General features: G+C 39.6%; 12 protein-coding genes. 11 read left to right on the forward strand and 1 reads right to left on the reverse strand.

The features are described from left to right. Positions 1–9 precede the first annotated feature (9 nt). Positions 10–573 carry a thiol-disulfide oxidoreductase-associated lipoprotein SdbB gene (gene sdbB / locus K1I61_RS01865; RefSeq protein WP_036757613.1) on the forward strand — a complete coding sequence of 188 codons (564 nt, stop codon included), beginning with the start codon at positions 10–12 and terminating at the stop codon, positions 571–573. 61 nt (positions 574–634) lie between these two features. Here the strand turns inward: sdbB and K1I61_RS01870 are convergent, their stop codons facing one another. Next, entirely contained in the window at positions 635–1621 is a 987-nt protein-coding gene (locus tag K1I61_RS01870) for an L-lactate dehydrogenase (protein WP_006155600.1), read from the reverse strand. A gap of 194 nt (positions 1622–1815) precedes the next feature. Between K1I61_RS01870 and gyrA the strand changes: the two genes are divergently transcribed. From gyrA to K1I61_RS01920, 10 genes are all read left to right on the forward strand, one after another. Continuing rightward, positions 1816–4284, forward strand: coding sequence for a DNA gyrase subunit A (gene gyrA / locus K1I61_RS01875; protein ID WP_223332939.1), 2469 nt, complete (start codon positions 1816–1818; stop codon positions 4282–4284). Further along, on the forward strand, positions 4284–5030 hold the full coding sequence (locus K1I61_RS01880) for a class A sortase (RefSeq protein WP_223332940.1): 747 nt from the start codon (positions 4284–4286) through the stop codon (positions 5028–5030). Before gyrA ends, K1I61_RS01880 begins: the two co-directional genes overlap by 1 nt. Before the next feature lie 155 nt (positions 5031–5185). Beyond that, positions 5186–6262: an aspartate-semialdehyde dehydrogenase gene (locus K1I61_RS01885; RefSeq protein WP_223332945.1), complete on the forward strand. Its 1077-nt coding sequence runs from the start codon at positions 5186–5188 to the stop codon at positions 6260–6262. A gap of 283 nt (positions 6263–6545) precedes the next feature. Next, on the forward strand, positions 6546–7481 hold the full coding sequence (gene dapA, locus K1I61_RS01890) for a 4-hydroxy-tetrahydrodipicolinate synthase (RefSeq protein ID WP_036757606.1): 936 nt from the start codon (positions 6546–6548) through the stop codon (positions 7479–7481). A 106-nt stretch (positions 7482–7587) separates the two neighbouring features. Further along, positions 7588–8445: a DNA-processing protein DprA gene (gene dprA / locus K1I61_RS01895; protein WP_348982806.1), complete on the forward strand. Its 858-nt coding sequence runs from the start codon at positions 7588–7590 to the stop codon at positions 8443–8445. 120 nt (positions 8446–8565) lie between these two features. After that, a complete protein-coding gene (gene topA, locus K1I61_RS01900; protein WP_223332947.1) occupies positions 8566–10653 on the forward strand; it encodes a type I DNA topoisomerase in 2088 nt (695 codons plus the stop codon). 108 nt (positions 10654–10761) lie between these two features. Next, on the forward strand, positions 10762–11121 hold the full coding sequence (locus K1I61_RS01905) for a YbaN family protein (RefSeq protein WP_223332949.1): 360 nt from the start codon (positions 10762–10764) through the stop codon (positions 11119–11121). Positions 11122–11213: 92 nt separating this feature from the next. After that, the gene (locus K1I61_RS01910; RefSeq protein ID WP_223332950.1) at positions 11214–11846 is read left to right on the forward strand and encodes a copper homeostasis protein CutC; all 633 of its coding nucleotides are present in this window, start codon (positions 11214–11216) and stop codon (positions 11844–11846) included. Positions 11847–11889: 43 nt separating this feature from the next. After that, complete coding sequence (locus tag K1I61_RS01915; protein ID WP_223332951.1) at positions 11890–12546, forward strand: MmcQ/YjbR family DNA-binding protein; 657 nt, start codon at positions 11890–11892, stop codon at positions 12544–12546. A 310-nt stretch (positions 12547–12856) separates the two neighbouring features. Next, entirely contained in the window at positions 12857–14419 is a 1563-nt protein-coding gene (locus K1I61_RS01920) for a 2-isopropylmalate synthase (protein ID WP_223332952.1), read from the forward strand. The last annotated feature ends 5 nt before the right edge of the window (positions 14420–14424 follow it).

Raw genomic sequence — 14424 nt, forward strand, 5'->3', positions numbered from 1 at the left:
GAGTTATCTATGAAAAAAACAATCTATTTTGGACTTAGTTTCTTATCTATCTTTCTTTTGATTGCTTGTGGCAAGGAAGAGAAGGAATCAAGTCAAGAAAATCAAAAGACTCAAACACAACAACAAGCAACGGTTAAGCAAATAGCTGTAGGAGCAGAAGCGCCTGATTTTACGCTACAATCGATGGATGGAAAAGAAGTCAAACTATCTGATTTTAAAGGTAAAAAAGTTTATCTAAAATTCTGGGCTTCTTGGTGTGGGCCTTGCCGTAAAAGTATGCCAGAATTAATGGAACTCGCTGCTAAGAAAGATCGTGATTTCGAAATTTTATCGGTGATTGCGCCAGGGCTTCAAGGTGAAAAAACTGTTGAGCAATTTCCAAAATGGTTTGAGGAACAAGGCTATAAAGACATCCCCGTTTTATATGATACAAAAGGAGCTGTTTTTCAAGCCTATCAAATTCGAAGTATTCCAACAGAAATTTTGATTGATTCACAAGGGAAAATTGGAAAAATTCAGCTTGGAGCGATTAGTAATGCAGATGCAGAAGCAGCGTTTGCACAAATGGATTAATGTTATAAAAAAATGTCTAGACTGTTTTGTCTAGACATTCTTTTTTTAAAATTTAATTGAATTAGTTTTTAGAAGCAGCTTGGAATTCTGGGTTTTTCCATGCCTCATCAATAATTTCTTGCAATTCACGAGCAGAAAGTTGCATTTTCTGAGTTTCAGCGTCGTTCAATGGGATGTTAACTGGGCGAACGATACCGTGCGCACCAACGATAGCTGGTTGACCGATAAAGACGTTTTCAACTCCGTATTGTCCTTCTTGGAAGACTGAAAGTGGAAGTACGGCATTTTCATCGTCAAGGATAGCTTTTGTGATACGAGCTAGGGCAACCGCGATACCGTAGTAAGTAGCACCTTTTTTGTTGATGATTGAGTAAGCAGCGTCACGAACTGAGATGAAGAGTTCAACAAGGTCAGCATCATTCAAGTCACGGTTAGCTTGCAACCATTGTTCCAATTTAACACCGGCAACGTTAGCGTGTGACCAAACAGCAAATTCTGAGTCACCGTGCTCACCCATGATGTAGGCGTGAACTGAACGAGCATCAACACCGATAGTTTCAGCAAGTGCTTGACGGAAACGAGCTGAGTCAAGTGAAGTACCTGAACCGATAACACGTTCTTTAGGGAATCCTGAGAATTTCCAAGTTGAGTAAGTTAAAATGTCAACTGGGTTAGCAGCAACAAGGAAGATACCGTCAAAACCAGACGCAACAACTTGTTCAACGATTGATTTGTTGATAGCAAGGTTTTTACCAACAAGATCAAGACGAGTTTCACCTGGTTTTTGTGGAGCACCAGCAGTGATAACTACAAGGTCTGCATCCGCACAGTCTTCGTACTTAGCTGCATAGATTTTTTTAGGTGAAGTAAAAGCTAGCGCGTGGCTAAGGTCTTCAGCATCACCAACTGCTTTTTCAAACAATTGAGGAATTTCAATGATACCAAGTTCTTGTGCAATTCCTTGTGTTACGAGGGCAAAAGCGTAAGATGAACCTACGGCACCGTCACCGACGAGGATAACTTTTTTGTGTTGTTTAGTTGCTGTCATTTGTCTAAACATCTCCTTTATTTTATTAAGGGGGAACCCCATTTGATTTCATTCTATCACTTTTGCTAAGCTTTGTCACGGATATACCTTCGGGATAAATATGTAAACGTTTTACACGTGTTGTTAAACTGTAAAATAGTCCAAACTATGGTATAATATATGTAATTACTAATAGTGAAATGAGGCATTTGTTAATGCAAGATAAAAATTTAGTGAATGTCAATCTGACCAAGGAGATGAAGACTAGCTTTATCGACTACGCCATGAGTGTAATCGTATCGCGGGCTCTTCCTGATGTTCGTGATGGGTTGAAACCTGTTCATCGTCGTATTTTGTACGGAATGAACGAATTAGGAGTTACGCCTGATAAACCTCATAAGAAATCTGCCCGTATTACAGGGGACGTAATGGGTAAATACCACCCACACGGGGACTCATCTATCTATGAAGCTATGGTTCGTATGGCTCAATGGTGGAGCTACCGCTACATGCTTGTAGATGGGCACGGTAACTTTGGTTCTATGGACGGTGATGGTGCTGCCGCGCAACGTTATACCGAAGCACGTATGAGCAAGATTACTCTTGAAATGCTTCGCGATATCAATAAAAATACTGTTGATTTTGTTGATAACTATGATGCCAATGAACGAGAACCTGTTGTTTTACCAGCTCGTTTCCCAAATCTTTTGGTCAATGGTGCCACAGGTATTGCCGTTGGTATGGCGACCAATATTCCACCTCATAATTTGGGTGAAACCATTGATGCTGTTAAACTCGTCATGGATAATCCTGAAGTTACAACCAAAGATTTGATGGAAGTTTTGCCTGGTCCAGACTTCCCAACTGGTGCCCTAGTTATGGGTAAATCAGGTATTCATAAGGCGTATGAGACTGGTAAGGGATCTATTGTTCTTCGTTCTCGTACGGAAATTGAAGAAACTAAAACAGGTCGCGAACGTATCGTTGTTACTGAATTCCCATATATGGTCAACAAAACCAAAGTACATGAACATATTGTACGCTTAGTTCAGGAAAAACGTATCGATGGAATTACAGCTGTTCGTGATGAATCTAACCGTGAAGGTGTTCGCTTTGTTATTGAAGTTAGACGCGACGCATCAGCTAATGTTATTTTGAACAACTTATTCAAGATGACTCAGATGCAGACTAGCTTTGGTTTTAATATGCTGGCCATCCAAAATGGTGTTCCAAAGATTCTCTCTCTTCGTCAAATCTTGGATGCATACATTGAGCACCAAAAAGAAGTTGTGACTCGTCGCACTCAATTTGATAAAGAAAAAGCTGAGGCACGCGCGCATATCTTGGAAGGTTTGCTAATTGCTCTGGATCATATTGATGAAGTCATTCGTATCATCCGTGCCAGCGAAACTGACCAAGAAGCTCAAGCGGAATTGATGAGCAAGTTCAAGCTATCTGAACGTCAAAGCCAAGCAATCCTAGACATGCGTCTCCGTCGTTTGACTGGCTTGGAGCGTGATAAGATTCAATCTGAATATGATGACCTCATCGCTTTGATTGCCGACTTAGCAGATATTCTTGCAAAACCAGAACGTGTGGCTCAAATCATCAAGGAAGAATTGGATGAAGTCAAACGCAAGTATGAAGATAAACGCCGTACTGAGTTAATGGTCGGTGAAGTCTTGACCCTCGAAGATGAAGACTTGATTGAAGAGTCTGATGTTCTTATCACTCTATCAAATAAAGGTTATATTAAACGTTTGGACCAAGACGAGTTTACTGCCCAAAAACGTGGTGGACGTGGCGTACAGGGAACAGGAGTCAAGGATGATGACTTTGTCCGTGAGTTGGTTTCTACCAGCACCCATGATCACTTGCTCTTCTTTACCAACAAAGGTCGTGTCTATCGTTTGAAAGGTTATGAAATCCCAGAGTATGGTCGTACAGCCAAGGGATTGCCTGTAGTTAACCTCTTGAAGCTAGATGAGGGAGAAAGCATCCAAACTATCATTAATGTCGAATCAGAACGTAGTGATGATGCCTACATCTTCTTTACGACTCGAGCAGGTATTGTTAAGAGAACTAGTGTTAAAGAATTTTCCAACATTCGTCAAAATGGTCTAAAAGCCTTGAATTTGAAAGATGAGGACGAATTGATTAATGTTCTTCTTACTCAAGAAGATACTGATATCATTATCGGTACTAAGTTAGGCTATGCAGTTCGTTTCAACCAGTCATCCGTTCGTAGCATGAGTCGTAGTGCTACTGGTGTTAAAGGGGTAAATCTTCGTGAAGGAGATGCTGTAGTCGGAGCTAGAGTAATCACTGACCAAGATGAGGTCCTCATTATCACCGAAAAAGGATACGGTAAGCGTACAGTTGCCACTGAATATCCAACTAAAGGTCGTGCTGGTAAAGGTATGAAGACCGCCAATATTACAGATAAGAATGGTCATCTTGCTGGTCTTCTAACAGTAAAAGGTGACGAAGATTTGATGGTTATCACAGATACCGGTGTCATGATTCGTACAAATGTTGCCAATATTTCTCAAACTGGACGTTCAACCATGGGAGTTAAGGTTATGCGTTTAGATGAGAACGCTAAGATTGTAACCTTTACAACAGTTGCGGCAGCTGAGAAAGAAGAAGTTGGGGCAGAAAACGAAACAGAAAGTGAAGAATAATGTCTCAAAAAAGAACTAAGAGTAAAAAAAATAAACGTAAGAATCTGCTGATTAATATTTTAGCTGGCTTTCTAATCCTTTTGTCTCTAGCCTTGATTTTTAACTCAAAGATTCGTAATATCTTTATGGTTTGGAATACTAACAAGTATCAAGTTAGTCAAGTCTCAAAAGAGAAGCTTGAAGAGAACAATGGTGCAGAAGGGAATTTTGATTTTAATTCCGTGAAGGCTATTTCTTCGGAGGCTGTTTTATCATCCCAATGGGATGCACAACAGTTGCCTGTTATAGGTGGAATTGCAGTTCCCGAAGTAGAAATCAACTTGCCAATCTTTAAAGGTTTGGACAATGTAAACTTGTTCTACGGAGCAGGAACCATGAAACCAAATCAAAAAATGGGTGAAGGAAATTATTCTCTAGCTAGTCACCATATCTTTACAGCTGAGAATGCTAGCCAAATGCTATTTTCTCCTTTGGTTAATGCCAAAGAAGGAATGAAGATTTATCTGACTGATAAGGATAAAGTTTATACCTACGAAATTCGGGATGTGAAACACGTAACCCCAGATCGAGTTGATGAAATTGATGATCGTGAAGGTATCAATGAAATTACCTTGGTCACTTGTGTAGACTATGATGCAACCGAACGGATTATCGTAAAGGGAGATTTAAAAGAAATCAAATCTTATTCAGACACTCCGTCAGATGTTTTAGATGCATTTAATAAACCGTATAAACAAAGATATTAATTTGTAAATTTTTAGAAAAAGGTTCGCTAATGATAGCGACCTTTTTTCTTGTCAATTTCAGAAAATAGATAAGGTAAAGACTTTTCAATTTTTCTAAAAAGTAGTATAATGTTTCTATTATAGAAATTTTTAGAAAATTCCAAAAGAGGTTTGTTATGGGATATACAGTTGCTGTTGTCGGTGCTACAGGTGCCGTTGGTGCTCAAATGATCAAAATGTTGGAAGAATCAACTCTTCCAATCGATAAGATTCGCTACCTTGCGTCTGCACGTTCTGCAGGAAAGGTCTTGCAATTCAAGGGCCAAGATGTGACTATTGAAGAAACAACAGAAGAAGCTTTTGAAGGAGTTGATATTGCTCTCTTCTCTGCTGGTGGTTCAACTTCTGCAAAATACGCACCTTATGCTGTTAAAGCAGGGGCAGTAGTGGTAGATAACACTTCTTATTTCCGTCAAAATCCAGATGTGCCATTGGTTGTTCCTGAAGTAAACGCCCATGCCCTTGATGCTCATAATGGGATCATTGCATGTCCTAACTGTTCAACTATTCAAATGATGGTAGCTCTTGAACCAGTTCGTCAAAAATGGGGCTTAGACCGTATCATCGTTTCAACTTATCAAGCTGTTTCAGGTGCTGGTATGGGAGCTATTCTTGAGACACAACGTGAATTGCGTGAAGTATTGAATGATGGTGTAAATCCACGTGATTTGCATGCGGAAATCTTACCTTCAGGTGGAGATAAGAAGCACTATCCAATCGCCTTTAATGCTCTTCCTCAAATTGACGTCTTCACCGATAATGACTACACTTATGAAGAAATGAAGATGACAAACGAAACTAAGAAGATCATGGAAGACGATAGCATTGCTGTTTCAGCAACTTGCGTGCGTATTCCTGTCTTGTCAGCTCACTCTGAGTCAGTTTATATTGAAACAAAAGAAGTGGCTCCAATCGATGAAGTCAAAGCTGCGATTGCTGCCTTTCCAGGTGCAGTTCTTGAAGACGATGTGGCTCACCAAATCTATCCACAAGCTATCAATGCGGTTGGTTCTCGCGATACCTTTGTCGGACGTATCCGTAAAGACTTGGATGCTGAAAAAGGGATCCATATGTGGGTGGTATCTGATAACCTTCTCAAGGGTGCTGCTTGGAACTCAGTGCAAATTGCAGAGACTTTACATGAACGTGGTTTGGTTCGTCCAACTACAGAATTAAAATTTGAATTGAAATAGGGAGCAAAACAGAAATCAGTAACTCGAAGAGTTTGATTTCTTCCTCGCTTTTATAATTTAAGGCTCAGGCTATAAAAGTCCACCGGACTTTTATACTCCCCCCGCACAGTTGATTAGTAAGTACGAATGTTGCAAACATGAGTAGTTCCAATCAACCACTGCGTTATGAAACAGAAATCAGTAACTTGAAGAGTTTGATTTCTTCCTCTTATTTTACGAACAGAACAGGAGGCAAAGGCAAGTAAGCCCCAGCCTCTTTCTTATATAGAGAAAGGTTTCTTCTATGGCTTATCAAGATTTAAAAGAATGTAAAATTATCACTGCTTTTATTACCCCTTTTCATGAAGATGGCTCCATAAATTTCGACGCGATTCCGAAATTGATTGAACATCTATTGGCACATCACACAGACGGAATTCTCTTGGCGGGGACGACTGCTGAGAGTCCGACTCTTACTCACGATGAGGAGTTACAGTTGTTTGCGGCAGTTCAGAAGGTTGTTAATGGACGTGTTCCTTTAATTGCTGGTGTTGGTACTAATGATACACGCGACTCTATTGAGTTCGTCAAAGAAGTAGCAGAATTTGGAGGCTTTGCGGCTGGTCTCGCAATTGTTCCTTACTACAATAAACCTTCTCAAGAAGGAATGTATCAACACTTTAAAGCTATTGCAGATGCCTCTGATTTACCCATCATTATCTATAATATTCCAGGTCGTGTAGTAGTTGAGTTGACACCAGAAACCATGCTTCGCTTAGCGGAACATCCAAATATCATTGGTGTCAAGGAATGTACCAGCCTTGCAAATATGGCTTATTTGATTGAGCATAAACCAGAAGAATTCCTGATCTACACTGGTGAAGATGGAGATGCTTTCCATGCTATGAACCTTGGTGCTGACGGGGTTATCTCTGTTGCTTCTCATACCAATGGTGATGAAATGTATGAAATGTTCACTGCGATTGAAGAGAGTGATATGAAGAAAGCGGCAGCTATTCAACGTAAGTTTATTCCCAAGGTTAATGCTCTCTTCTCATACCCAAGTCCTGCACCTGTTAAGGCTGTCCTCAACTATATGGGATTTGAAGCTGGTCCAACTCGCCTCCCATTGGTTCCTGCGCCTGAAGAGGATGCTAAACGCATTATCAAGGTTGTTATTGATGGAGACTATGAAGCGACCAAGGCGACTGTCACCGGAGTCCTTCGACCTGATTATTAAAATAACAAATATTAAAAAAATTTCTTAACAAGTAAAATTGTTGGAAGTTTTTTTCTTTTTCTACGAATATATAAATAGAGAGAGAAAAAAGGAGTCGATCATGAAAATTAAGATTGATAATTTCGAGATTTATAAGTTAAAGCAAGCAGGTTTAAGTAATCAGCAGGTTCTGAAAGTACTTCAATACGGAGAAATTTATGATCAGGAATTGAGTTTAGAGAAAATCGCTGAAGCATCGGAGTGTCGTAATCCAGTAGTTTTTATGGAGCGGTATCATAAACTGACTTTTGAAAGTATGGAACGCCTGAAGAAAGATTTTGAAAAGTTCCCATCATTTTCAATTTTGGATGATGTTTATCCCATTTCACTCAGTGAAATTTATGATGCACCTGTATTGCTTTTTTATAAAGGAGATCTAAATCTCTTAAAATTACCCAAGGTTGCTGTTGTTGGTAGTCGCTCTTGTAGTCAAATAGGAACCAAATCAGTCCGTAAAATCATTGAAGAATTGGAAAATGAATTAGTTGTGGTGAGTGGACTTGCTAGAGGAATTGATACAGCAGCCCATATGTCTGTTCTACAAACTGGGGGCAAAACGATTGCAGTGATTGGGACTGGTTTAGATGTCTATTATCCCCGCTCCAATAAACGCCTTCAAGAATATATTGGAGACAATCATTTAGCACTAAGTGAGTACGGTCCAGGAGAAGAACCCTTGAAATTTCACTTTCCTGCAAGAAATCGTATTATTGCGGGATTGTGTCGAGGAGTCATCGTTGCAGAAGCTAAAATGAGATCTGGTAGCTTAATCACTTGTGAGCGTGCCATGGAGGAAGGTAGAGATGTCTTTGCGATTCCAGGTTCTATTTTAGATGGACGCTCAGACGGTTGTCATCATTTAATCCAAGAAGGAGCAAAACTAGCAACATGTGGGCAGGATATACTAGCAGAATTTGAATTTTAATGAATGAAATGATTTCATTTAGCAAACTTTTCTTCTATTATATGGGTGTTATGTCTTGACAGGTTTTTAAAAATGGTTTACACTTTATAAAGTTTAATTACTTTGAGAAGGTGTGATACTGTGGTAACGGCAACCAAAAAGAAAAAATCAACAAGTAAAAAAAATCTTGTAATCGTGGAGTCGCCTGCTAAGGCGAAAACGATTGAAAAATATCTAGGACGTAATTATAAGGTTTTAGCCAGCGTAGGACATATTCGTGATTTGAAAAAATCAAGTATGTCAGTTGACGTGGAAAATAATTACGAACCGCAATATATCAATATTCGTGGGAAAGGTCCTCTCATCAATGATTTGAAAAAAGAAGCTAAGAAAGCCGATAAAGTCTTTCTTGCAAGTGACCCGGACCGGGAAGGGGAGGCTATTTCATGGCATTTAGCGCATATTTTAGATCTAGACGAGAATGATGCCAACCGTGTTGTTTTCAACGAGATTACCAAAGATGCAGTAAAAAATGCCTTTAAAGAACCTCGTAAAATCAATATGGATTTGGTCGATGCCCAACAAGCCCGTCGTGTTTTGGACCGTTTAGTGGGGTATTCAATTTCTCCAATCTTGTGGAAAAAGGTTAAAAAAGGCTTGTCAGCAGGGCGTGTACAGTCTGTTGCTCTTAAGCTAATCATTGATCGGGAAAATGAAATCAATGCCTTCCAACCAGAAGAATATTGGACGATTGATGATACCTTCAAAAAGGGAACCAAGCAATTCCAAGCTTCTTTCAACGGAATGAATGGTAAGAAGATGAAGTTGACTACCAATGATGAAGTCAAAAAAGTTTTATCTCATTTGAACAGCAAGGATTTTACAGTTGATCAAGTAGATAAAAAGGAAAGAAAGCGCAATGCTCCTCTTCCATATACAACGTCTTCTATGCAGATGGATGCTGCTAACAAGATTAACTTCCGTACTCGAAAGACGATGATGGTTGCTCAGCAACTCTATGAAGGAATCAATATTGGTACAGGTGTCCAAGGTTTGATCACCTATATGCGTACGGATTCTACTCGTATCAGTCCAGTTGCTCAGAATGAAGCCGCTAGCTACATCAATGAACGTTTTGGTAGTAAGTATTCTAAACATGGTAGCAAGGTGAAAAATGCCTCTGGCGCTCAAGACGCCCACGAAGCTATTCGTCCTTCAAGTGTCTTTAATACACCTGAGAAAATTGCTAAGTATTTGGATAAAGACCAGCTAAAACTTTATACCCTTATCTGGAACCGCTTTGTAGCGAGTCAAATGACTGGTGCAATTTTTGATACCATGGCTGTTAAACTTTCGCAAAATGGTGTTCAATTCGCAGCGAATGGTAGTCAGGTTAAATTTGATGGTTATTTAGCCATTTACAATGATTCTGATAAAAATAAGATGCTGCCTGATATGGAAGTAGGAGATGTGGTCAAACAGGTTAATAGCAAACCTGAACAACATTTCACACAACCACCGGCACGATATTCTGAGGCTACTTTGATTAAGACCTTGGAAGAAAACGGAGTTGGACGCCCATCTACCTATGCTCCAACTATTGAAACAATCCAAAAACGTTACTATGTAAGACTAGCATCTAAACGCTTTGAACCAACTGAACTAGGTCAAGTCGTTAACAAGCTGATTGTTGAATACTTCCCAGACATTGTTAACGTGAAATTTACCGCTGAAATGGAAGGTAAACTGGACGATGTCGAGGTCGGAAAAGAAGAGTGGCAACGGGTTATTGATGAATTTTACAAACCATTCTCTAAAGAGGTCGCAAAAGCTGAAGCAGAGATGGAAAAAATTCAAATCAAGGATGAGCCAGCTGGATTTGACTGTGAAGTTTGTGGTAGTCCTATGGTAATTAAGATTGGACGCTTCGGTAAGTTTTACGCATGTAGTAATTTTCCAGATTGTCGACATACGCAAGCCATTGTTAAAGAAGTCGGTGTTACATGTCCAAATTGTCATCAAGGGCAAATCATCGAACGCAAAACCAAACGTAATCGTATTTTCTATGGATGCAATCGTTATCCAGAATGTGAGTTTACCTCTTGGGATAAACCTGTTGGACGTGATTGTCCTAAATGTGGTCACTTCCTCATGGAGAAAAAAATCCGTGGTGGCGGGAAACAGATCGTATGTAGCAATGGTGACTACGAAGAAGAAAAGATTAAATAAAAATAATTAGGGCTGAAATGATAATTTCAGCTCTTTTTAATTTAAACTTGACAGATTTTATCTTTTTATGCTTAACTAGAAGAAGATTATTCTTACTTAGGAGTAGATATGCGCATCATTTATCTCAGTATCGGATTCATTTCACTAGCTTTGGCAATCGTTGGAGTTGCCTTGCCACTATTGCCAACAACTCCCTTTCTCTTGTTGTCAATAGCTTGTTTTTCAAAATCTTCTAAACGTTTTGAAGATTGGCTCTATCATACCAAGCTCTACCAAACCTATGTTGCGGACTTTAGAGAAACTAAGTCTATTGCGCGTGAACGGAAGAAGAAGATTATCGTATCGATTTATATTTTGATGGGAATCTCCATTTATTTTGCTCCGCTCTTACCTGTAAAAATTGCTTTAGGCTGCTTAACAGTATTTATAACCTATTATCTCTTTAAGGTGATACCAGATAAAGAATAGCTAAAAAAGTCATGATTTTCCTTGATAAAAAGTAGGGGTTACTTAAAACAATATGATATAATAATATCAAAGAAACCTTCAAGGAGTATCAAATGATTTACGAATTTTGTGCTGAAAATGTAACCTTGCTTGAAAAGGCTATGCAAGCTGGAGCTCGCCGTATTGAGCTCTGTGATAATTTAGCAGTTGGTGGAACAACTCCAAGCTACGGAGTGACAAAGGCAGCTGTGGAACTGGCGGCCGACTATGATACGACCATCATGACTATGATTCGTCCACGTGGTGGTGACTTTGTTTACAATGACCTCGAGATTTCTATTATGCTTGAGGATATTCGTCTAACTGCTCAAGCAGGAAGCCAAGGGGTTGTCTTTGGTGCCTTAACAGCAGATAAGAAATTGGATAAGGCTAACCTCGAAAAGTTGATTTCTGCATCTAAAGGTATGGAGATTGTCTTCCACATGGCTTTCGATGATTTGAGCGATGAAGAGCAGTTGGAAGCCATTGATTGGCTCAGCCAGGCTGGTGTAACACGCATCCTCACTCGAGCTGGTGTATCTGGCGACTCGTTAGAGAAACGTTTTGCTCACTACCGCAGAATTTTAGAACACGCTGCAGGAAAAATCGAAATTTTACCGGGTGGTGGGATTGACATGGACAACCGTCAAACCTTTATCGATCAACTGGGCGTGACACAATTACATGGAACAAAGGTTGTCTTTTAAAAAATAGAAAGGAACTGCTAGCTTTTGGTAGCAGTTTTCGCTTATGTTTGAAATTTTTAAAGCCTATCAGTTTAATAGTAAAAAGGCTAAAGAGTATGGTTTTGTAGAAAATCAAGGTGTATGGACCTATAGTTCGACTATCTTGCAGGGAGATTTTCTCATGATGGTTACAGTTGAGGATGGGGACTTAAGTTTTCGAGTTTATGACCAAGAAACTAGGGACCTCTATCCTCAAGTTCATATGGAAAGTATGAGAGGTACTTTTGCCGGAAGCGTTCGAGAGGCTTGTTTAGAAGTTCTTTATGGCATTCGAAAGGCTTGTTTTGAGGTACAGGAATTTCTCTGTCCACAGACCAAGAGAATCATGACGCTTGTTCAAGAAAAGTATGGCAATCAGCTGGAATATCTATGGGAGAAATCACCTGATACGGCGGTTTTGCGTCATGAAGATAATCAGAAGTGGTATGCTATTTTAATGAGAATTCCTTGGGATAGGCTAGATAAGGGTAGAGAAGGGCTAGTGGAAGCAGTCAACCTCAAACACGACCAAGTAGCTGACTTGCTTTCACAAAATGGGATTTATCCAGCCTTTCATATGAATAAACGCTATTGGATTAGTCTTCCACTTGATGAAACTCTAACTGACGAAAAGGTCCTTGAATTATTTGAGAGAAGTTGGTTTTTGACTTCTAAGAAATAAATATATTTGAGTTTTCAAATACTTTCAATTCGCAAAATATTCTTTATTGAAGAAATTTTCAGAAAATATTGGATTTTTTCTTGACAAGTGATTTTTCCTATGCTAGAATACTAAACAAGACATCAAACAAAGGAGAAAGCCAAACATGAAAACAGCTAAGTTTAATCAATTTGCTTTGTTGTTGAGGTACTCGGACTAGTGCAAAAGCATTAGTCCTGTTTGGCTTACCAAGCGGGAGTAAATCAACATCTCGCTTGGAACTCCGAGCGAGATGTTTTTTCTATATCGAAAATGTGAAGGGAGAATTCTCATGCGTGTAGTTGAGTTTTTAGATACCAGTCTCCGAGATGGTGAGCAGACACCAGGTGTCAATTTTTCAATAAAGGAAAAGGTTGCTATAGCAAAACAGCTTGAGAAATGGGGTATTTCAGCAATCGAAGCTGGTTTCCCAGCTGCTAGTCCAGATTCATTTACAGCTGTTCAAGAAATTGCTAAGGCTATGAAAAAAACAGCCGTGACAGGCTTAGCTCGTTCTGTTAAATCAGACATTGACGCTTGTTATGAAGCACTTAAGGATGCTAAGTATCCACAAATACATGTCTTTATAGCAACAAGTCCTATTCACCGTAAGTATAAGCTCAATAAGAGTAAGGAAGAGATTTTGGAAGCGATCAGTGAACATGTTTCCTATGCACGGAGTAAGTTTGAAGTAGTAGAATTCTCTCCAGAAGATGCGACTAGAACTGAGCTGGACTTTCTCCTACAAGTTGTTCAAACTGCGGTTGATGCGGGTGCGACTTATATCAATATTCCTGATACAGTAGGATTTACGACGCCAGAAGAGTATGGTGCTATATTCAAATACTTGATTGAGAATGTCAAGACTAATCGTCAGATTATCTATTCTCCTCACTGTCATGATGACCTCGGAATGGCAGTAGCGAATAGCCTCGCAGCTGTAAAGAATGGTGCAGGACGTGTCGAAGGAACCATTAACGGTATTGGAGAACGAGCTGGGAATGCTGCTTTAGAAGAAATAGCAGTAGCTCTCAATATTCGCCAAGATTATTACCAAGCAGAGACAAGTATTGTCCTAAATGAAACCATCAATACTTCTGAAATGGTTTCTCGTTTTTCAGGAATTCCAGTTCCCAAAAATAAGGCAGTTGTCGGTGGAAATGCCTTTTCTCATGAATCAGGTATTCACCAAGACGGAGTTCTTAAAAACCCACTTACCTATGAAATCATAACACCAGAATTGGTGGGTGTAAAGAGTAATAGTCTTCCGCTTGGAAAATTATCTGGTCGCCATGCCTTTGTAGAAAAACTGAGAGAACTGGCCTTAGACTTCACAGAAGAGGATATTAAGCCACTCTTTGACAAATTCAAATCACTTGCAGATAAGAAACAAGAAGTCACAGACGCGGATATTCGTGCTCTGGTAGCTGGAACCATGGTTGAAAACCCAGAAGGCTTTCACTTTGATGATTTACAACTTCAAACTCATGAGGAAAATGAAATTGAAGCAACTGTCAGATTGGCTAATTTGGATGGTGAGAAAGTCGACTTTAATGCAACTGGACAAGGTTCTGTTGAAGCTATCTTTAACGCTGTTGACAAGTTCTTTAATCAATCTGTTCGCTTGGTTTCCTACACTATTGACGCTGTGACGGATGGAATCGATGCTCAGGCTAGAGTCTTAGTTACTGTTGAAAACAAAGATACAGAAACCATCTTTAACGCAGCCGGAATTGATTTCGATGTGTTGAAGGCTTCAGCTATTGCCTACATCAATGCTAATACTTTTGTTCAAAAAGAGAATACCGGAGAGATAGGTCCAAATGTTTCCTATCGCGACATGCCTAGTCTTTAAAGGAG

Source organism: Streptococcus infantis (genome assembly GCF_019929665.1).
Lineage (GTDB): Bacteria > Bacillota > Bacilli > Lactobacillales > Streptococcaceae > Streptococcus > Streptococcus infantis_H.